The sequence below is a fragment of the Mesorhizobium sp. M8A.F.Ca.ET.208.01.1.1 genome (assembly GCF_004791315.1).
Taxonomy (GTDB): domain Bacteria; phylum Pseudomonadota; class Alphaproteobacteria; order Rhizobiales; family Rhizobiaceae; genus Mesorhizobium.
The window spans coordinates 328,528-348,205 of record NZ_SRUT01000002.1 but is presented as its reverse complement, the minus strand read 5'-3'; the positions used below and the strand labels follow the sequence as shown (position 1 = coordinate 348,205).

Annotated in this window: 15 protein-coding genes; 6 read left to right on the top strand and 9 right to left on the bottom strand. The window is 63.8% G+C overall.

The genetic code is table 11. The features are described 5' to 3' along the window. Window positions 1–74 precede the first annotated feature (74 nt). The gene (gene hisN / locus EN851_RS12195; RefSeq protein WP_135929312.1) at window positions 75–848 is read left to right on the top strand and encodes a histidinol-phosphatase; all 774 of its coding nucleotides are present in this window, start codon (window positions 75–77) and stop codon (window positions 846–848) included. Between the two features lie 12 nt (window positions 849–860). Here hisN and EN851_RS12190 read toward each other — a convergent pair whose 3' ends face one another. The 4 genes from EN851_RS12190 to EN851_RS12180 form a co-directional block, all read right to left on the bottom strand. Then, window positions 861–1,691 carry an AraC family transcriptional regulator gene (locus EN851_RS12190; RefSeq protein ID WP_135881331.1) on the bottom strand — a complete coding sequence of 277 codons (831 nt, stop codon included), beginning with the start codon at window positions 1,689–1,691 and terminating at the stop codon, window positions 861–863. Between the two features lie 103 nt (window positions 1,692–1,794). Continuing rightward, window positions 1,795–2,025, bottom strand: coding sequence for a DUF1127 domain-containing protein (locus EN851_RS12185; protein WP_135929311.1), 231 nt, complete (start codon window positions 2,023–2,025; stop codon window positions 1,795–1,797). 3 nt (window positions 2,026–2,028) lie between these two features. Next, entirely contained in the window at window positions 2,029–2,184 is a 156-nt protein-coding gene (locus EN851_RS36280; RefSeq protein WP_189521838.1) for a hypothetical protein, read from the bottom strand. A 165-nt stretch (window positions 2,185–2,349) separates the two neighbouring features. Next, the gene (locus tag EN851_RS12180) at window positions 2,350–3,327 is read right to left on the bottom strand and encodes an alpha/beta hydrolase (protein WP_135929310.1); all 978 of its coding nucleotides are present in this window, start codon (window positions 3,325–3,327) and stop codon (window positions 2,350–2,352) included. Between the two features lie 476 nt (window positions 3,328–3,803). Between EN851_RS12180 and EN851_RS12175 the strand changes: the two genes are divergently transcribed. Continuing rightward, window positions 3,804–4,271 carry an Hsp20 family protein gene (locus EN851_RS12175; RefSeq protein ID WP_027142918.1) on the top strand — a complete coding sequence of 156 codons (468 nt, stop codon included), beginning with the start codon at window positions 3,804–3,806 and terminating at the stop codon, window positions 4,269–4,271. Between the two features lie 71 nt (window positions 4,272–4,342). Here EN851_RS12175 and EN851_RS12170 read toward each other — a convergent pair whose 3' ends face one another. Further along, complete coding sequence (locus EN851_RS12170) at window positions 4,343–5,395, bottom strand: low specificity L-threonine aldolase (RefSeq protein ID WP_135929309.1); 1,053 nt, start codon at window positions 5,393–5,395, stop codon at window positions 4,343–4,345. A 486-nt stretch (window positions 5,396–5,881) separates the two neighbouring features. On the opposite strand from EN851_RS12170, the gene gltB reads away from it, so the two are divergent. Continuing rightward, window positions 5,882–10,615 (top strand): glutamate synthase large subunit, encoded by a 4,734-nt coding sequence (gltB, locus tag EN851_RS12165; RefSeq protein WP_135929308.1) that lies wholly within the window; start codon window positions 5,882–5,884, stop codon window positions 10,613–10,615. Window positions 10,616–10,756: 141 nt separating this feature from the next. Beyond that, window positions 10,757–12,211 (top strand): glutamate synthase subunit beta, encoded by a 1,455-nt coding sequence (locus EN851_RS12160; RefSeq protein ID WP_127869907.1) that lies wholly within the window; start codon window positions 10,757–10,759, stop codon window positions 12,209–12,211. Here the strand turns inward: EN851_RS12160 and EN851_RS12155 are convergent. Further along, window positions 12,208–13,440, bottom strand: a complete 1,233-nt coding sequence (locus EN851_RS12155; protein WP_135929307.1) for a DUF459 domain-containing protein — start codon at window positions 13,438–13,440, stop codon at window positions 12,208–12,210. The genes EN851_RS12160 and EN851_RS12155 overlap by 4 nt on opposite strands. A gap of 31 nt (window positions 13,441–13,471) precedes the next feature. Continuing rightward, entirely contained in the window at window positions 13,472–14,695 is a 1,224-nt protein-coding gene (locus tag EN851_RS12150) for a lytic murein transglycosylase (RefSeq protein ID WP_135918988.1), read from the bottom strand. A 202-nt stretch (window positions 14,696–14,897) separates the two neighbouring features. Here EN851_RS12150 and galU point away from each other — a divergent pair, with 202 nt between their 5' ends. After that, on the top strand, window positions 14,898–15,812 hold the full coding sequence (gene galU / locus EN851_RS12145; RefSeq protein ID WP_189521863.1) for a UTP--glucose-1-phosphate uridylyltransferase GalU: 915 nt from the start codon (window positions 14,898–14,900) through the stop codon (window positions 15,810–15,812). A gap of 158 nt (window positions 15,813–15,970) precedes the next feature. On the opposite strand, the gene EN851_RS12140 is transcribed toward galU, so the two are convergent. Further along, complete coding sequence (locus EN851_RS12140) at window positions 15,971–17,755, bottom strand: outer membrane beta-barrel protein (RefSeq protein ID WP_189521837.1); 1,785 nt, start codon at window positions 17,753–17,755, stop codon at window positions 15,971–15,973. A gap of 248 nt (window positions 17,756–18,003) precedes the next feature. Between EN851_RS12140 and EN851_RS12135 the strand changes: the two genes are divergently transcribed. Continuing rightward, window positions 18,004–19,005: a KpsF/GutQ family sugar-phosphate isomerase gene (locus EN851_RS12135; protein WP_127278885.1), complete on the top strand. Its 1,002-nt coding sequence runs from the start codon at window positions 18,004–18,006 to the stop codon at window positions 19,003–19,005. Window positions 19,006–19,208: 203 nt separating this feature from the next. Here the strand turns inward: EN851_RS12135 and EN851_RS12130 are convergent, their stop codons facing one another. Then, a complete protein-coding gene (locus tag EN851_RS12130; RefSeq protein ID WP_135929306.1) occupies window positions 19,209–19,673 on the bottom strand; it encodes an NfeD family protein in 465 nt (154 codons plus the stop codon). Between the last annotated feature and the right edge of the window lie 5 nt (window positions 19,674–19,678).

Genomic DNA, 19,678 nt, shown 5'->3' with positions numbered 1-19,678 from the left:
CTCGAACACCCTTGTTTTGGCACGAAAGTGACGGCAAACGACTGTCTGGGCATGCTGCAACGCGGGAGAATCAGTTGGACATCAGCGTCGATTTCATGCGCCGTATCGCGCAAGCGGCAGCGGCTGAGACCTTGCCGCGCTTTCGCGCCCAAGGCGCGGTCGCCAACAAGGAAAAGGGCAGTTTCGATCCGGTCACCGAGGCCGACCGCGAGGCCGAGCGCGCCATCCGGGCGCTGATATCGGCCGAGTACCCCGACCACGGTATCCTGGGCGAAGAGCACGGCAGCGAGAACATCTCCAGCCGGCATGTCTGGGTTATCGATCCGATCGACGGCACGCGCGCCTTCATCTCCGGCCTGCCGGTGTGGGGGACGCTGGTCGGGTTGACGGTCGACGGCGATGCGGTTGCCGGCATGATGGCGCAACCCTTCACCGGCGAACTGTTCTACGCCAATGGATCCGGCTCGCATTACGAGGGACCGGGCGGTCCGCGAAAACTGTCGACCCGCAAGACGACAAAACTCGATGAGGCGACGCTGTTCACCACCACGCCGGCATTGTTCAAGGACGAAGCGCGCACGCGCTATGACGCGTTCGAGGAACAGGTCCAACTCGCCCGCTACGGCGCCGACTGCTATGCCTTCGCCATGATCGCCTCGGGCAGCGTCGACATCGTCACGGATCCCGGCCTGAAGCCTTACGACATCGTCGCGCTCATCCCGATCATCGAGAAGGCGGGCGGTGTCGTCACCACTTTCGACGGCGGGCCGGCGGAGAATGGCGGCGATGTGCTGGCGGCGGCGACACCGGAGCTTCATGCCGCCGCCATGGCTGCCCTGCGCGGCTGACATCACCTGCGGTCAGCGCGACCGTATCGAACGCTGGAATTCCGCTGGCGTACGCCCGTAGACCTGCTTGAACGCGGCACTGAAATGGCTGTGGCTGGAGAAGCCGAGATCCAAGCCCAGCGTGGTCAGATTGTCGTAACGGCCAAGCAGGTCAAGCGCGCGCGCCAGCCGCAGGCGCAGATGATAGCGGTAGAGCGGCATGGCTTCGACCTGCTGGAACACCTGCGTCAGGTAGACCGGCGAAACGCCGACCTCGACGGCGATCCCGGCCAGCGTCCAGCGCCGTGACAGGTCCGACGACAGCACGAGCTTGGCGCGGTCGACCAGCTTCTGCCGGCCCGGGCTGGCGCCCGCGACATGCGAAGTGCGCTCGCCAAGCGAGCGCCGCACCAGTGTCAAGGCGAGCGTCTCGGCCTCCAGCGTTTCGGCGACCTTGCGGCTCAGGCTGTGGCGCAGCAGCGCCACCAGCGCCTGCGCGCGCGGGTCGATGCGCCGGCGCTGACGACGAAACGCCAGCGTGCCGCCGGAGCGAAGCTGATCCTTCGGCGCCAGCTCGCGCAATTGACCGTCCTCGATGACGAGGTCGAGGCAGGCGTCGCCGCCCTCGATGGGATGGCTGACCTGATAAGGCTCGGCTTCATTGAAGAACAGCAGTTGATTGGCTTCCGCCACCGCGTCGTTGCGGCCGACATGGCGCACGAAGACACCGCGATAGGGAAACACCAGATGCGTGGCCGCGGTGCATTCCTCATCGCTCCTGTGCCGGCACTCGCCGCCGCAGACGACGTCCCTGACCCTGACGGTGCCGGTGTCGAGAAGCGGCTGCACCGTGAATTGCGACATGTCCGTTGCGCTCTTTCCTCGCGCCGGAAACGAGTCCGGAATTGCGGAGACCACTTTACGCAGACGGACTGCCCAGTCCTGTCAGGAGACTTTCGACAGGCGCTTAGCGGCGCCTGAATTCCGCATAGGCCTGGCCACGCGAAAGACCGATGTCCTTGAGCTGTTCGTCGCTCATTTCGAGCAAGGCAAGGCGGCTCCTTCGTTTCTCCATCTGGCGGCCGAACCATCTTGCCGCCGCAATGCAGTGGGCACGCAAAGACTGCATGGTGGTCGCGGCGCGGACTGCCGGCGCCCGGCCGGCAAGGCGGTGCATGATTGTGTGATCGGGGCGCATCGCTCAGTCCTCGTCCGTGCCGGCCGCCGAGGCGCCGGCTTCGTTCAGCGCCTGCGCGCATTCCTCGCAGCAGACCTCGACGGTCTTGCCGCCGACCTTCACGCGGATCGGGTTGGCGTCCAGTTGGCAATCGCAGGCGGCGCAGGTTTTCTCGGTCATGATCTCATCTCCATAGCGTTCAATTCCACGCATGCAGATGAGCATTCCGGAGCGGCCGCGGACTGTCAGAATCTTTAGCAGTTTGCCTACTGGGGACCTGGCCTGTGCGCTCCTCCTGACAACGGGGTGTCAGCTAGGCTATCTCGAAGAGACCTAAGGCACTGGTCAGGCCGTCGGATCGTCCGAGCCGGGGACGAAGGCGTCGAAGGCGGCGAGGAATTGTTCGCGGTAGAGGTCGACTTCCTGCAGGATCTCGTGCTTGGCGCCGTCGATCATCAACAGCGAACCGAGCCTCAGGCTTCTGGCGTATTTTTCCACCGCCTTGGTCGAGACGACCTGGTCGGCGCCGGCGGCGATGATCAGCAGAGGCACTTGGATGCGGGCCATGAAGTCGGGGTCGCTGATGGCTTCAGAGGCCTTCGCCGCCGCCTGCAGCCAGCGGATCGTCGGCCCGCCAAGCGCCAGTTGCGGATATTCTTCATAGATGCGCGTGTTGCGGCGATAGCGCTGTGGATCCGACGTCACCTTGTTGGCTTCGAAGGGCAGGGTGTGTCTCGGCCGTGGACCCCAGGCGGCATAGAGCCTGCCGAGCCCCAGGGCGCAGAAAAGCGAACAGACCCGGCGCACCGTCCCTATCGAGACGGGCAGATCGGGCAATGTCAGGAATGGCGCGATCAGCACCATGCGCCGCACGCGGTTCACCATCGACGGCGCGGCAAGCAGCGTGATCACAGCTCCGGCGGAATGGGCAAGGATGTAGTAGGGGCCACGGCAGTCCGGCAGCACGATCTCCTCGAAGAACTGCTCAAGGTCAGCCGTATAGTCGCGGAACGACCTGACATAGCCGCGCTGACGATCGCGGATCAACCGGTCGGAATCGCCCTGGCCGCGCCAGTCGAGGGTGGCGACACCGAAGCCGCGCGCGGCAAGGTCGCGGATCGTCTCGAAATATTTCTCGATGCACTCGTTGCGGCCGCCAAGCAGCACCACGGTGCCGCGCATTGGACGCGCCACCGCTGCGAACAGGCCGTAACGTATCTTCTTGCCGTCGCGCGTGGTGAAAAAGCCGCCTGTGGCGTTTTCCGGTCGCGGATTGCCTTCAACTTCGTGAAAAAGCGGGGTGTCGTGGAAAAGATCCGTCATTCGGCGCTTTGTGCTCGGCGTCTTTGCGCGCCAGCCTGTCGCGGCTGGCCTCAAGGTGATAGACGCCAATACATCAAAAGCAAAGCAAATCCGGCTTGTGGAGGACCGCAACGGGGAAGGCCGGAAGCGGCTTTGAGCGCGCTTCCGGCCCCTGTCGATCCGGGAGGAAGGGACGTTAACACCCGGTTCGGCCTCGTTGCGGCGCCTCTGGAAAACCGGCGCCGCCAATCCTTGATCTTGAGAGCCACTTTAGCGGCGGCTGTCTGAACGGGCGCCGAAGCGCCGGTTCATCTGCCGTTCATCAAAGGCTGGCCGCCTCATTCTTTTCCGGTCAAACGAAACTTGAAATGCTTTCAAGCGCTCCCCAGATGTGGATTGCGGCCGCCAATGTCGGGGCCGCTGGTCCTCCCGAAACGCCGCTCACGGGTTTCGCACCGGCCATACGCAAACCATGTTGCTCAACAGGAGAACACCTCATGCGTCACGTTGATTTTTCCCCGCTTTATCGTTCGACCGTCGGCTTCGACCGTCTCTTCACGATGCTTGATTCTCTCGCCCAGCCCGATGGCGCGCAGACCTATCCGCCCTACAACATCGAGCGCACCGGTGAGGATTCCTACCGCATCTCGATGGCGGTTGCCGGCTTCTCGGATGACGAGATCTCGATCGAAGCCCACCGCAACGTGCTGACCGTAAAGGGTGAGCGCAAGGACGAGGGCACCGGCGAAGGCTCCGAGCTGCTCTATCGCGGCATTGCCTCCAGGGCCTTCGAGCGCCGCTTCCAGCTTGCCGATCACGTTGAAGTCGTCGGCGCCGCGCTGAAGAACGGCCTGCTCTTCGTCGACCTCAAGCGCAACATTCCCGAAGAGCTGAAGCCGCGCAAGATCGCGATCACCTCGGCTCCGGCCAAGGCCAAGCAGATCGAGGCCAAGACCGCTGCCTAAAGTCTAAAGTCTCCTCCCGAGACGGAAAGCGGCGCCGAAAGGCGCCGCTTTTTTGTTGCCCGGGACACCGGTTAGCCGGCGATCAACTGGCCGAAGCGGTCGACTTCCTCCGAGGTCGTCGCAAAACTGGTGACGAAGCGATAGAGCAGCTCGTCCTCGCCGATATGACCGTCGAAGCCGTGCGGCCTGTGCCAGTCGTAGAAGGCCGCGCCGGCCGCTTGCAGTTTCTCGGCTTGCGTTTTCTTGATCACAGCGAAGACTTCGTTGGCCTGCGGCAGCCACGCCAGCTTGGCCGAGGCCGAATCCTCGATCGCCGCCGCGAGGCGCGCTGCCATGGCGTTGGCATGCCTTGCGGTGTCGAGCCACAGCCCGTCTTTGAAATAGGCTTCGAACTGCGCCGCGACGAAACGCGACTTCGAAAACAGCTGTGCCGCTCGCTTGCGCAGAAAGGCCAGTTCCTTGGCGCGGTCGAGATCGAACAGCACGATCGCCTCGGCGCACCAGCAGCCGTTCTTGGTGCCGCCGAAGGACAGGATGTCGACGCCGCGTTTCCACGTCATTTCGGCTGGCGTGGTGTCGAGCGCGGCCAGCGCATTGGCAAAGCGGGCGCCGTCCATGTGCAGCGGCACAGAATGGCGCTTGGCGATCGCCGAGATCGCTTCGATCTCGGCCAGGCCATAGATTGTGCCGACCTCGGTCGACTGGGTGATCGAAACGGCCATCGGCCGGCCCCAATGGACCACCTCGCCGGCGAAACGGCCGATAGCCCTGTCCAGATTGTGCGGTTCGATCTTGCCCAGGGCGCCGTCGACCGCGTGTAGCCGCGCACCGCCGGAAAAATATTCCGGCGCGCCGCACTCGTCCTCGATGACATGCGATTCGCGGTGCGCGAAGGAAATGCCGCCTGGCTTGTTATAGGTCGTCAGCGACAGCGAATTGGCGGCGGTGCCGGTCGCCACGAAGAACACGGCCACCTCGCGTTCGAAAATCTCGCTGAAGCGCCGGTAGACGGCCTGGTCGAGCGCACCGTCGCCATAGGCGGTCGAAAAGCCGGCGGTATGGGCCGAGAGGCCGGCTGCAATGCTTGGGTGGGCGCCTGCCCAATTGTCGGAAGCGAAGAACATGCGTCTGCCTGTGTTGGGAAAATCGCCGGGACCTTGACCGGTTTCATGGTCCGCCCGCAAGAGCCAGCCACCAGAAAACGGGTAAAGCCAGTGTCGGGCCGGCGGCGCCCTTACAGACCGAAGCTTACGTTTTGCAGCCGCCTCACGAAATTTTGTGTCGCGACGCGGCCAAGTTTTTTGTGAATCGGTCTTGTATGGGTTCTGGATTTCTGTCATAAAAATTTAGGACAGTAGTGCTGTCTTATTTTGTCGCACAAAACTGGCTGGATTGGCGTATCGTTTAGGCCACTCCGGCTTTTGCCGCGAGCGACAGGTGGACGGACCAGCTCTGGCCTGTACGATACCGGATATGAACCAGCGGCGCGCCGCCTGGTTCGGCGATTTCGCAAGACGTGCCGCAAGAATGAAGGGCGAGCCCAAGTGCTCGCCAAGGCAAACCAGCGCCCGCAGGCCAATGCCACGTGGCGCGGAACGGAGGATAGAACGATGACGGAATTGACGCTCTCTGCGACGAACGGCCAGGCCGCGCAGACGAAAGCGGCCGCCGTCAAAAATACCTCCATCAAAAATCGCGCGACTACCGGCGGCCTCACCGCTCAGGGGCTCTACGATCCGCGCAACGAGCATGACGCCTGCGGCGTGGGCTTCATCGTCAACATGAAGGGGGTGAAGTCGCATCAGATCGTCAAGGACGGGCTTGCCGTGCTCGAGAACCTGACGCATCGCGGCGCCGTCGGCGCCGATCCGCTGGTCGGCGATGGCGCCGGCGTGCTGGTACAGCTTCCGGATCTTTTTTTCCGTGAGGAGATGGCGGCCCAAGGTATCGAACTGCCACCGGTCGGTCAGTATGGCGTCGGACACTGGTTCATGCCGCAGGATGCCATCCTTCGTGCCCATATCGAAGAGATCATCGCCGAATCGGCGCAGTCCGAGGGGCTGCCGGTGCTCGGATTCCGTGACGTGCCGGTCGACAATTCGTCGCTGTCGAAGGCGTCTGACATCGTCGCGTCCGAGCCGTTCCACCGCCAGGTCTTCGTCGGCCGCACGGCCGATATCACCGATGACGAGGAATACGAGGCCAGGCTCTATCTGCTGCGCAAGGTCATCTCGGGCCGCATCTACGCCGAGAACGACAACAAGGACATCGGCGCCTATTGCGTGTCGCTGTCGGCGCGCACCATCGTCTACAAGGGCATGTTCCTGGCCTATCAGGTCGGCGCCTACTACAAGGACCTCAAGGACCCGCGTTTCGAAACGGCGCTGATCCTCGTCCACCAGCGCTTCTCGACCAACACCTTCCCGTCGTGGAAGCTGGCGCATCCCTATCGCATGGTCGCCCACAATGGCGAGATCAACACGGTGCGCGGCAACAACAACTGGATGGCGGCGCGCCAGGCGTCGGTCGATTCCGAACTGTTCGGCAACAACATCTCGAAGCTTTGGCCGATCTCCTACGATGGCCAGTCGGATACGGCGTGCTTCGACAATGCGCTCGAGTTCCTGTTCCAAGGCGGCTACAGCCTGAGCCATGCCATGATGATGCTGATCCCGGAAGCCTGGGCCGGCAACAAGCTCATGGATGCCGACCGCAAAGCTTTCTACGAGTATCATGCGGCGTTGATGGAGCCGTGGGATGGGCCAGCGGCGGTCGCCTTCACCGATGGCCGCCAGATTGGCGCTACACTCGACCGCAACGGATTGCGTCCGGCACGCTACATCGTCACCGATGACGACCGCGTCATCATGGCTTCGGAAGCCGGCGTGCTGCCAGTGCCGGAGGAGAAGATCGTGCAGAAGTGGCGGCTGCAGCCCGGCCGCATGCTTCTGATCGACCTGGCCAAGGGCCGCATCGTCCCCGACGAGGAGATCAAGTCGGAGATCGCGACCAGGCACCCCTACAAGACCTGGCTCTCCAACACGCAGCTCATCCTGGAAGATTTGAAGCCGGTGGAGCCGCGCGCGCTGCGCAAGGACGTCAGCCTGCTCGATCGCCAGCAGGCATTCGGCTACACCCAGGAAGACACCAAGCTGTTGATGTCGCCGATGGCGACCACGGGCCAGGAAGCAGTGGGCTCGATGGGCACCGACACGCCGATCTCGGCGATGTCGGACAAGTCGAAGCTGCTCTACACCTATTTCAAGCAGAATTTCGCCCAGGTCACCAACCCGCCGATCGACCCGATCCGCGAGGAGCTGGTGATGAGCCTGGTGTCCTTCATCGGACCGCGGCCGAACATCTTCGACCTGGTCGGCAATTCGCGCCGCAAGCGGCTCGAGGTGCGCCAGCCGATCCTGACCAACGGCGATCTCGAAAAGATCCGCTCCATCGGCCATACCGAGGACCGTTTCGACACCAAGACGATCGACATCACCTATGGGTCGAGCGAGGGTGCTGCCGGCATGCAGGGCGCCGTCGAACGTCTGTGCGAGCGGGCCGAAGCAGCGGTCGCCGGCGGCTACAACATCATCATCCTGTCCGACCGCCAGCTTGGGCCGGACCGCATCGCCATTCCGGCACTGCTGGCGACGGCCGCCGTGCACCACCATCTGATCCGCAAGGGCCTGCGCACCGCGGTCGGCCTGGTCGTGGAATCCGGCGAGCCGCGCGAGGTGCATCATTTCTGCTGCCTTGCCGGCTATGGCGCGGAAGCGATCAATCCCTATCTGGCCTTCGACACGCTGCTCGACATGCACAAGCGCGGCGAGCTGCCGGAAGAGGTCGACGCCTATGAAGTGGTGTCGCGCTACATCAAGTCGATCGGCAAGGGCATCCTCAAGGTGATGTCCAAGATGGGCATCTCGACCTATCAGTCCTATTGCGGCGCGCAGATCTTCGATGCCATCGGGCTGAAGACCGATTTCGTGCAGCAGTACTTCACCGGCACCGCGACGCTGATCGAAGGCGTCGGACTTGATGAGGTCGCAGGCGAAACCGTCAGCCGCCACACGGACGGTTTCGGCAGCGATCCGGTGCTGCGCAACAGCCTGGAGGTCGGCGGCGAGTATCTGTTCCGCATGCGCGGCGAGGCGCATATGTGGTCGCCCGACGCGGTCGCCACCTTGCAGCACGCCGTGCGCCAGGGTTCGTGGGACACGTTCAAGGAGTATTCGGCGCAGATCGACAGCCAGACGGCCCGCGCCCAGACCATCCGCGGCCTGTTCAAGATCAAGCTGGCGGATGAGAGCGGGCGCAAGAAGGTCGCGCTCGACGACGTCATGCCGGCAGCCGAGATCGTCAAGCGCTTCTCGACCGGGGCGATGTCGTTCGGTTCGATCTCCAGGGAAGCGCACACCACGCTGGCGCGCGCCATGAACCAGATCGGCGGCAAGTCGAATACCGGCGAGGGCGGCGAAGAGGCCGACCGCTATCTGCCGCTGCCTGGCGGCGGCAAGAACCCGGAACGCTCGGCGATCAAGCAGGTCGCCTCGGGACGGTTCGGCGTGACGGCCGAGTATCTCGTCAATTCCGATGTCATGCAGATCAAGGTGGCGCAGGGCGCCAAGCCCGGCGAGGGCGGCCAATTGCCCGGCCACAAGGTCGACGCGACCATTGCCAAGGTGAGGCACTCGACGCCGGGCGTCGGCCTGATCTCGCCGCCGCCGCACCACGACATCTATTCGATCGAGGATCTGGCGCAGCTGATCTACGACCTGAAGAACGTCAATCCGGCGGCCGACGTGTCGGTCAAGCTGGTGTCGGAAGTCGGTGTCGGCACGGTTGCGGCGGGCGTCGCCAAGGCGCGCGCCGACCACATCACCATCTCGGGCTATGACGGCGGCACCGGCGCCTCGCCGCTGACCTCGCTCAAGCATGCCGGCAGCCCGTGGGAGATGGGTCTTGCCGAGACGCATCAGACGCTGGTGTTGAACGGCTTGCGCAGCAGAGTGGCGCTGCAGGTCGATGGCGGCCTGCGCACCGGGCGCGACGTCATCATCGGCGCGCTGCTCGGCGCCGACGAGTTCGGCTTCTCGACCGCGCCGCTGATCGCGGCCGGCTGCATCATGATGCGCAAGTGCCATCTCAACACCTGTCCGGTCGGTGTGGCGACGCAGGACCCGGTCCTGCGCAAGCGCTTCAAGGGCACGCCCGAGCACGTCATCAACTTCTTCTTCTACGTGGCGGAAGAGGTGCGGGCGCTGCTCGCCGAAATGGGCTTTACCCATATCGACCAGATCATCGGCGACGCCGACCTTCTGGAAAAGCGCGACGTGATCCAGCACTGGAAGGCGCGCGGGCTCGACTTCTCGAAGATGTTCTACAAGCCGGATGCGCCGCATGAAGCAGTGCATTGGACGGAACGGCAGAAGCACCCGATCGACGATGTGCTCGACCGCAAGCTGATCGAACTGGCGAAGCCCGCATTGGAGGCCAAGCAACCGGTCAAGATCGAGGTGGACATCCGCAATGTCGACCGTTCCACGGGCGCCATGCTGTCGGGTGAGGTGGCCAAGCGCTTCAAGCACAAGGGGCTGCGCGAGGACACGATCCAGGTCGAGCTCACCGGAACCGCCGGCCAGTCCTTCGGCGCCTTCCTGGCACGCGGCGTTTCCTTCGAGTTGGTCGGTGCCGGCAACGACTATGTCGGCAAGGGCCTGTCGGGCGGCCGCATCGTCATCCGGCCGCCGCAAGAAGCCAGGATCGTCGCGGCCGACTCCATCATCGTCGGCAATACGGTGCTCTATGGCGCGACCGAGGGCGAGGCCTATTTCGCCGGGGTCGCCGGCGAGCGCTTCGCGGTGCGCAATTCGGGCGTGGCGGCCGTCGTCGAAGGCGTCGGCGATCATGGCTGCGAATACATGACGGGCGGCGTCGTCGTCGTCATCGGCAAGACCGGCCGCAACTTCGCCGCCGGCATGTCGGGCGGCGTCGCCTACGTGCTGGACGAGGCGGGCGATTTCGCCGAGCGCTGCAACATGGCCATGGTCGAGCTGGAGCCGGTTCCGGAAGAAGACGACCTGATGGAAAAGCTGCTGCACCATGGCGGCGACCTCGACCACAAGGGCCGCGTCGACGTCTCCGGCGACATGACCAGCCATGACGAGGAACGGCTCTACCAGCTGATCTCGAACCACGTGCATTATACGGGTTCGGTGCGCGGCCGCGAGATCCTCGACGACTGGGCGACGTTCCGGCCGAAATTCCGCAAGATCATGCCGGTCGAATACCGCCGCGCGCTGATCGAGATGGAACGCATGCGCATGGGCGTCGCGGCCGAATAGATTTTTGAGAATTGCCGGGGAGCCCAGGCTTCCCGGCCCCTTCATCGACAGTTTGACCTCGGGCTCAAGGTTGCCATGGCTGCCTCAAGAGGTTAACGGGTGCGGCGAAAACCGCACCATCTGGACAGCAGGAACTGGACTATGGGCAAGGTAACAGGCTTTCTCGAAATCGACCGGCAGGTGCACAAGTACCAGCCGGCCTCCGACCGCATCCGGCATTTCCGCGAATTCACGCTGCCGATGTCGGACAAGGAGGTGGAGAAACAGGCCGCCCGCTGCATGGATTGCGGCATTCCGTTCTGCCACGGGCCGACCGGCTGCCCGATCCACAACCAGATCCCCGACTGGAACGACCTCGTCTACAACAGGGACTGGGACAACGCGATCCGCAACCTGCACTCGACCAACAACTTCCCGGAGTTCACCGGCCGCATCTGCCCGGCACCTTGCGAGGAAGCCTGCACGCTGAACCTCGAGGACATTCCTGTCGCCATCAAGACGGTGGAGCAGGCGATCGCGGACAAGGCTTATGAGACCGGCCACATCAGGCCCTATCCGCCGGAAAGGAAGACCGGCAAGCGGGTCGCCATCATCGGGTCCGGCCCGGCCGGCATGGCGGCCGCCCAGCAACTCGGCCGCGCCGGCCACGACGTGCATGTCTATGAGCGAGAGAGCCGGCCAGGCGGGCTGATGCGTTACGGCATTCCCGACTTCAAGATCGAGAAGCACTATATCGACCGGCGCATCGAACAGATGCAGGGCGAGGGGGTGACCTTCCACTGTGGCGTCAATGTCGGCGTCGACAAGCCCGTGGCTGAACTCCTCGCAGAACATGATGCCGTGCTCTATTGCGGCGGTTCGGAAACGCCGCGCGCCGCCGGGATACCCGGCGATGATCTCGGCGGTGTGCATGACGCGATGCCCTATCTGGTGCAGCAGAACCGCCGCGTCGGCGGTGAGCCAATCCAGTCCGTGGCATGGCCGTCGCATCCGATCATCGCCGGTGGCCAGCATGTCGTTGTCGTCGGTGGTGGCGATACCGCCTCCGACTGCGTCGGCACCGCCTTCCGCCAGGGCGCCGTGCGCGTCACCCAGCTCGACATCCGCCCGCAGCCGCCCGAGAAGGAAGACAAGCTCGCCGTCTGGCCCTACTGGGCAACCAAGATGCGCACCTCGTCCTCGCAGGCCGAGGGCGCGGAGCGCGAATTCCAGGTGGCGACGCTCGAATTCATCGGCGAGGAAGGCCAGCTTACGGGCGTCAAATGCTGCGAGGTCGACGAGAAGCGTAAGCCGATCGCCGGCACCGAATTCGTCATCCGCGCCGATCTCGCCTTCATCGCCATCGGCTTTGCCGGACCGGCGACGGCAGGCGTTGCGGCGGAACTGGAGGGTGAGATGAAGATCACCACCGACAGCCGCCGTTCCAGGAATGTCGAGGCCAATGACCGCGACTACAGGACCAGCGTCGACCGGCTCTACGCGGCGGGCGACGTGCGCCGTGGCCAGTCGCTGGTCGTCTGGGCGATCCGCGAAGGCCGCCAAGCGGCACGCTCGATCGACGAGGCGCTGATGGGGACGACCGTCCTGCCGCGTTAAGGGGTAATCGCCGTCGTGGTATCGGCGGCCGCCGCCGCGGCTGCCGGACTTGCCTTCGGCGGCCAGGAAAAGTCGTCGGCGCGTCCGGGCGAAGCTTCCGGCGCCTTGCCCTCGATCACCAACCTTTCCCCGGGAAGAGCTGGATCGGCCTTCGGCAGTGGGGCGGCGCCGAGCAATTCGGTGCCGCCGTCGAGCGCGGGATCGCTGAGCAGCATGGGTTGGGTGCGATCGATGACGATGGGGGCGGCGGCCGAACCGGGCGCCTCGACCGGTGCGCCCGCCGGCGCCGCCGTCGGTGCCACGCTTCCCGGCGCGGCCAGTCCAAGGATCTTCACCAGCGACTTTTCGGTGTAGAAGGCGAGTTTGCGCTTGCCTGCCTTGGACACGTTGATGCCGTCATCGGCGCGCAGCCGCACGGGCTGGCCATTCATGTCGGGGCCGCTGGTAATGAAGGCCCCGTTCTCGTCGACGAAACCGTCCCAGACATCGACGAATTCGCCGCCGTGGCTTTCGGCCGCCTTGTGGTAGATGTCGTTGAAGGCCAGCATGTCCGAGGTCATCTTCGGCACCCGGAAGGCCGGCATGCCCACCCATAGGAAAGGCACCTTGGCGGTGGCGATTGCCTTGCCGAACTCATCGGTACGGTGTTCGTACTCCTTGGTCCAGTTTTCGGAACGAGGCTGCTCGCGTACGTCCCCGACCTTCATCTGCTGGCGGTCGTTAGACCCCAGCATGACGACCACCGCGGCGGGCTTTTCGGTTTCGATCAGCGATTTGATCTGTTCGGGCCAGTTGTAGAAATCATCGCGCACGAAGCCTGACGAGCCATTGCTGCGGTCAACGATCCTGACGCCGGTATTCTCGGCGAAGGCTTCGTCCAGACCCTCGGCCAGACCCGCCGCCATGAAGTCGCCGACCACAAGGACGGTGCGGGCGTCCGGCGCTTTTTCGGCCACGAGCGTTGCAGGCTCCTCGGGTGGGCGAGGCGCACGAGGTTTCTTCTTCGGCTTGGGTATCGCCTTCTGGATGTCCAGTGGCGGCTCGACCCGCTCGCTGCGGCGCGGAAACAGAAGGTCGCGCAACGACCAGCCGCGGCTCTGCTGCGGCTGCTCCTGCGCCATGGCTGGGGCGTGGACGGCGCCGGCCACAGCGATGGCGAGCACGGCGAAGGCCAGAATCAGCACCGGCATGCGACGAACGACCGTCCCGATGCGCGCAGGCCAAACCAATCGCCCCCTCCCTACTCAACTACGCCAGGTTTTATTTTTGCCTGAGCCATTTCAGCACTTCCAAGCTCGGATAGCCATCCTGGGCCAAGCCAACCTTCGCCTGATAAGCCATGATGGCCGTCTTCGAGCCGTCACCGATCTTGCCGTCGAATTTGCCATCATAAAGGCCATGCTGGGAAAGTCGCTTCTGCAACTCCTGCCTTTCCTCGAAGCTGAGCTTGGTGAAAGGTCGCTGCCAGTCCTGCACCAGGCCGTTGCCGCCAGCGATCTCATCGGCAAGCAGACCGACAGCGAGCGCGTATTTGTCGGCATTGTTGTAGGCCTTGATGACCGAGAAATTCCTGATCATCAGGAAGGCCGGCCCGCCGCGGCCGTCCGGCACTTTCAGCGTCGCCTTGTCGGTAAGGGTCTTGAACGGTTTGCCGCTGGCCCTGACGACGCCGAGCGCCTGCCATTGCGCCAGGGTCTTCGATCCGCCCGGCAATTTGCCTGCCGGCAAGGTGACTTCGTAGCCCCAGGTCTTGCCGGCCTGCCAGCCATTCTTCTTGAGCAGGTTAGCCGATGTCGCCAACGCATCGGGAATGGAATTCCAGATGTCGCGCTTGCCGTTACCGTCCATGTCGACGGCATAGTGCTGGTAGCTGGTCGGGATGAACTGGGTCTGGCCCATGGCACCCGCCCAGGAGCCCATCAGGTGGCTTTCGTCGATGTCGCCGCTCTGCAGGATCTTCAGCGCCGCGACCAACTGGGTGCGGGCGTATTTCGAACGTTTCGGGTCGCCATATCCCAAAGTCGCCAGCGAACGGACGACATTGCGCATGATGTCGTCGCGCTTGAGGATCTCGCCATAGTTCGATTCCATCGACCAGATGGCCAACAGCACGTAGCGGTCGACACCGAACCTCGCCTCGATCCTGTCCAGCCAAGGTTTCCACTTTTTCGCCATCTGCTGCCCGACGGCGACGGACTGGTCATGGACGCGGTTGTCGAAATAATCCCAGGCGGGTGCGGTGAATTCGGGCTGGGTGCGGGCCTTTTCCAGCACCACCGGATCGGGCTCGTTGATCCCCCGGAAGGCCTGGTCGTAGACGGCGCCGGAAACGCCGCCGGCCACGGCGGTGGCGCGGAAGCCGGCGACCCATTGCCGGAACCCGGCGTCGGCGAAGGCCGGCCCGGTGGGAATGAGCAAAGCGAGCGAGAGGCTTGCGGCCGTCATGACGCTGCTGAAACGTTTTGCGGCATTGCGAACGGACATCTTTTCCTCCTTCTTTGTCTCAGGAAAGACCATTCATCGCCGAACCGGGTTAGGAATTAGTTTACCATAGGCGTCGCCTGGAACGAAAAGACACCTCGATGCTTTAACCGGTGGAAGTTTCCCTCACCCGCTCCAGTAATCTTCAATTCCGGCGTGAAAATGTCGCGAGATGGGGATTGCGGAGCCGGCCAGCAAACGGATAATTGAAAGCATGAAGAGAGTTCGCAAGGCAGTTTTCCCGGTCGCCGGCCTCGGAACCCGGTTTCTCCCGGCCACCAAGGCCGTTCCCAAGGAAATGCTGACCGTCGTCGACAGGCCGGTCATCCAGTATGTCGTCGATGAGGCGCGCGAGGCGGGCATCGAGCATTTCATCTTCGTCACCGGCCGCAACAAGGCGGTCATCGAGGACCATTTCGATATCCAGTTCGAGCTCTATGACACGCTGGCACAGCGCGGCAAGGACGAGCAGCTTGCCCGCCTGCAGCGGCTGCAGCCGGCGCCGGGCCAGACCAGCTTCACCCGCCAGCAGGTGCCGATGGGTCTCGGCCATGCCGTCTGGTGCGCGCGCGAACTGGTCGGCGACGAGCCGTTCGCGCTGTTGTTGCCCGACATGATCATGCAGTCGGAGAAGAGCTGCACGAAGGCGATGGTCGAACTCTACGAGGAAACCGGCAACAACATCATCGCCGTGCAGGAATGCGACCCGGCGGAGGCTCACAAATACGGCATTGTCGGCCGCGGCGAAGACACCCATCACGGCTTCCGCATCACCGAGATGGTGGAAAAGCCGAAGACCGGCACAGCGCCCTCCAACCTCTACATCAACGGCCGCTACATCCTGCAGCCGGAAATCTTCAAAATTCTCGAAGGCCAGGAGAAGGGCGCCGGCAACGAAATCCAGCTCACCGACGCGATGCTGAAGCTGGAAAAGCAGCAAGCCTTCTACGGCTATCATTATCAGGGCCGCACCTTCGATTGCGGCTCGCCGGAAGGTTTTGTCGAGGCCAATGTCGCCTTCGCGCTGTGGCGCAACGACATGAACCAGAGCATGGCCGGCGTGATCCGCACGCTTCTCGACGAGATGAAGCCATCAGAACGGCGCGGGGCAGCGTTTTAGGCCCCATACTTTCGTCATCCTCGGCGAAGCAGGAGCCAGAGAGATGCTCCAGGCCTATCACCGCAGAGGCGACCCATAAGTCGCTGCATGGGTCCTGGGGTCTGCGCCGGGTCGCTTCGCTCCTTGCTACGCCCCAGGATGACGAAGTGCATACGCGTTCAGCGCTGCACTTTCATGCCGAGGTAGATGCTGTTGGCGGTGTAGTCGCGGCCGGGCAGGTTGCTGGTCAGTTTTTCGGTTCTCACCCGGGTGGTGAGGCCGGCATAGCGGTTCAGCCACCAGGTCAGGCCGGCCTCGGCGCTCAAGATCCTGTCATGGCCGTCGATGCCGACATAGTCGCGCCAGTCCAGGCCCAGTGCCGCATTCGCGGTGAGATTGGATCGGATCACGCGTTCGCCCGTCAGGCGTCCGGAGTAGAGGATATCGCCGCTTTCGCCTGATGTGGTCGTGGTCTCGACAGTGGTCTTGCCGGTCAGGCCGATCGTGCTGCCGCGTTCGGGCGACCATTTTAGATCGGCATTGACGGTGGCACCCGAAATCGCTTCAAGGCTTTTGTCGTCGATCGCTTCCCTGAGCCAGCCGGCCGAGAATTCACCCGACAGCTTCTCGCCCATGTCGACTTGCAGGCCCGCGCGGGCGCCGAGGCGCGTCGAGGAGCGCTCGAAGCCTTCATCGTCGATGCGCTGGTCATAGGCCCGGCGGCCGACCTCGATTTCGGTGAAGGGCGTGAGCGCCGGGGAAATCTCGTAGCCGGTGCGCAAGGTTGCCGTGTAGAGCGTGTTGTCTTGATCCTCCTGCGACAGCGAGGTGCCGTCGGCGAGCTTGGCGTCACCGTAGAAGTCGTGTGAGACCGCCCCGGTCAACGTGTACTGCATCTTGCCGACGGCCTTCTCGACGCCGATGCTGCCATCAATCGTCTGCCGCAGCGGCTGGGTGCTGACGCCGGCAATGGCATCGGGCGAAGACGCCGATTCCGGCACGGCTTCGTAGCCGAGCTTGGCGATGGCGCGCAATTCCTTGTCGAGGTCGACATTGAGTTGGCCTTCGATGCGGCCCTGCGCATCGTGAACCGGGTAGCCCGACACGGTTTCGCGGAAATTGCCATAGCCGTCGATGGTCGCGGAGTTTTCGCGCCAGTCGGAAGCGGCGGTAAAGCGCAGCGCCGTCTCGGACAGCAGCGCCGACGTGCCGGCACTGCTCGAATCGCCGTTCGTCGTCGCCGTCAGCCCCTGTTCGATGGTCGGCCGGATGACGAAGGAGCCCCATTTGACACCGGTGGCGGCGAACGGATCGTCCTCGGGCTTCTTGTTCTGGCCTTCGATCGCAGCGGTGCGCTCGGCGCCGGCGTCGAGTTTCTGCCTGTCCACACTGTCGATGGTGAGTGCGCGGCGGTTGGCCGCTTCCTGGTCCGTCGCGGTGTTGTCGGTATCGTCAGTCGTCGCCGTGGTGGTCGCCGTGGCGGTGGTGGTTGGATCCGTAGCCGCCGTGGTGCCCTTTTTCTTCTTGGACTTGTCGGCAGCCTTGTCCTTTGCCTTGTCGGCCGCGTTCTGCCTGGCGGCCGAAGTGCGGCGCGGCTTGGGCGGCGTCGGTGCGTCGGCGGAGATATCGTCACTGGCCTGGGGCGGGTCGAAGACGCTGGTGGTCGAGTTCGCGGCGTCGGTATCGTCAGGCACGGCACCGGCGCTGGCCGGCAGATAGGTGCGCGCCGACGCATCGTCCTGCGCGGCAGCATTGGCCGCCGCTTGCTGGGCAAGAACAAGGTTTCTTGCCTTGCGCTGCTGGTCGGAGAGGATCGCCGATTCCGACACTTCTCCACGCAGTTCCGTTTCCTGGGCCTGGAGTGGCGCAGGACGCAGCAAGGCAAGGACGCTGGTCGCAAGCAGCAAGGCGCAGACCGCGTTGCCCCGTCGTCCTCTCGATTTTTCTGGCTGGACCCCGGACATCGCCACCACTGCTCGCGCGGCGCATGCGCGCCATACTTACCGAACCGTAAATGGGGATGGTTAACGGAGGGTTGAGGCCGCGCGCGTCCCCGGTTCAAACGCGATTTCCGCGGGCGACAATGCGGGTCCGCGTCGTGCCTTCCGTTTTGATCCTTGTCGTTGTCCCAAATTGCCGCACACATTCAGCCGTCATGCGGAAGGCCATTTCTGTTGGACAGGCGGGCGGCAAAGCGCTAATCGCATCAGCCATGCATGCGAGACCTCTCGATAAGAAGCCCCTGGACAGGCAAGCGTCGATCGAATCGGCGCTGAGAACGGTGGCAACCGAGCAGGCCGGGATCGCGGCCCTTGCCGAGGCGCTCGAGAACGGACTGGCGGCGCCCTTTGCCCATGCCGTCGACATGATCTCGAAGATCGAGGGCCGGCTCATCGTCACCGGTGTCGGCAAAAGCGGCCATATCGGTTCGAAGATCGCGGCGACGCTGGCCTCGACCGGCACGCCTGCCTTCTTCGTCCATCCCGCCGAGGCCAATCATGGTGATCTCGGCATGATCGCCAAGGACGATGCCATCATCGCGATCTCGTGGTCGGGCGAGAGCAAGGAGATGATGGGTATCGTCGCCTATTCCCGGCGGTTTTCCATTCCGCTCATCGCCGTCACCTCCGGAGAGACGTCGGCGCTGGCACGCGCGGCCGACGTCGTGCTTTTGTTGCCACGCACCCCCGAGGCCTGCCCGCATGGCCTGGCGCCGACAACATCGACGCTGCTGCAGCTGGTCGTCGGCGACGCGCTGGCGATCGCGCTGCTCGAGGCGCGCGGCTTCACGCCGGACCATTTTCGCACCTTCCATCCCGGCGGCCAGCTTGGCGCCAACCTGACCATGGTCTCCGAGATCATGCGGGTCGGCGACCAGATGCCGCTGGCCGTCGTCGGCACCAAGATGCCGGAAGCGGTGATGACGTTGTCGCAGAAGAAGGTCGGCTGCGTCCTGATCGTCGACGCGAATGGCGAATTGGCCGGGATCATCACCGACGGCGATGTGGCGCGCAACCTGCACCGTAACCTGGCCGATGTCATCGTCGACGAGGTGATGACCCGCACACCCAAGACGGTCGACCCGCAGACGCTAGCAGGTACGGCCATCGCGCTGCTCAACGAGCACAATATCGGCGCACTGGTGGTGACCAGGAACAACATGCCGCTGGGCGTGGTGCATTTTCACGACCTGCTGCGCATCGGCGCAGCCTGAGGTGCGCTGATATTCAGGTGAGGTCGGCCTGCAAATGGCTGATTCCTGGGCTTCCCCGTTCTACTGCGTCGCAGTAGAACTGAGCTCGCGTACGAAAAGTACGCTCCGCTCCGGTTCTCGGCATCAGCCATTTTCGACTCGCCCTGACCTGAATCTCAGCACACCTGCGCGTCGGCGGCATTCAGGTAATGGCGAGCTGAAATTCAGACCTGCTCCACCGTCAATTCCAGATCGGTGTCGGCGGCGGCGGTGACGCGGACTTGGGTGCCGGCGGGCAGGTCCGGGCCGGAAACGCGCCACAGCGTGTCGCCGAGCTTGATGCGGCCACGGCCGTCGCGGATCGGTTCGGCAAGTGTCGCCATCCTGCCGATCATCTGCGCACCACGGCGGTTGAGCAGGGGCTGGTCGGTCGGCTGGTCGCGTCCGCCCATGAGTTTCTTGCCGACAAAGGCTGAAACCAGCGACAGCACGAGGAACAGCAGCACCTGGACCTGCCATGTCCAGATGGCGGCATCCCAGATCAGCAGCGACACCGCGCCGACGATCAGGGCGGCGATGCCGATCCAAAGCATGAAGAAACCCGGCGCGATGACCTCTATAACCAGCAGCACGAAGCCCAGAACCATCCAGTTCCACGGGCCGAGTTCAGAAACGATGCGGTCGATCATGAGCG

What these genes read in the sequence shown, in the direction of transcription:
- EN851_RS12190 (WP_135881331.1), bottom strand. Translation starts at nt 1,691, where the DNA reads ATGTCGCAATTCACGGTGCAGCCGCTTCTCGACACCGGCACCGTCAGG.
- EN851_RS12185 (WP_135929311.1), bottom strand. Translation starts at nt 2,025, where the DNA reads ATGCGCCCCGATCACACAATCATGCACCGCCTTGCCGGCCGGGCGCCG.
- EN851_RS36280 (WP_189521838.1), bottom strand. Translation starts at nt 2,184, where the DNA reads ATGACCGAGAAAACCTGCGCCGCCTGCGATTGCCAACTGGACGCCAAC.
- EN851_RS12180 (WP_135929310.1), bottom strand. Translation starts at nt 3,327, where the DNA reads ATGACGGATCTTTTCCACGACACCCCGCTTTTTCACGAAGTTGAAGGC.
- EN851_RS12175 (WP_027142918.1), top strand. Translation starts at nt 3,804, where the DNA reads ATGCGTCACGTTGATTTTTCCCCGCTTTATCGTTCGACCGTCGGCTTC.
- EN851_RS12170 (WP_135929309.1), bottom strand. Translation starts at nt 5,395, where the DNA reads ATGTTCTTCGCTTCCGACAATTGGGCAGGCGCCCACCCAAGCATTGCA.
- gltB (WP_135929308.1), top strand. Translation starts at nt 5,882, where the DNA reads ATGACGGAATTGACGCTCTCTGCGACGAACGGCCAGGCCGCGCAGACG.
- EN851_RS12160 (WP_127869907.1), top strand. Translation starts at nt 10,757, where the DNA reads ATGGGCAAGGTAACAGGCTTTCTCGAAATCGACCGGCAGGTGCACAAG.
- EN851_RS12150 (WP_135918988.1), bottom strand. Translation starts at nt 14,695, where the DNA reads ATGTCCGTTCGCAATGCCGCAAAACGTTTCAGCAGCGTCATGACGGCC.
- EN851_RS12140 (WP_189521837.1), bottom strand. Translation starts at nt 17,755, where the DNA reads ATGTCCGGGGTCCAGCCAGAAAAATCGAGAGGACGACGGGGCAACGCG.
- EN851_RS12135 (WP_127278885.1), top strand. Translation starts at nt 18,004, where the DNA reads ATGCATGCGAGACCTCTCGATAAGAAGCCCCTGGACAGGCAAGCGTCG.
- EN851_RS12130 (WP_135929306.1), bottom strand. Translation starts at nt 19,673, where the DNA reads ATGATCGACCGCATCGTTTCTGAACTCGGCCCGTGGAACTGGATGGTT.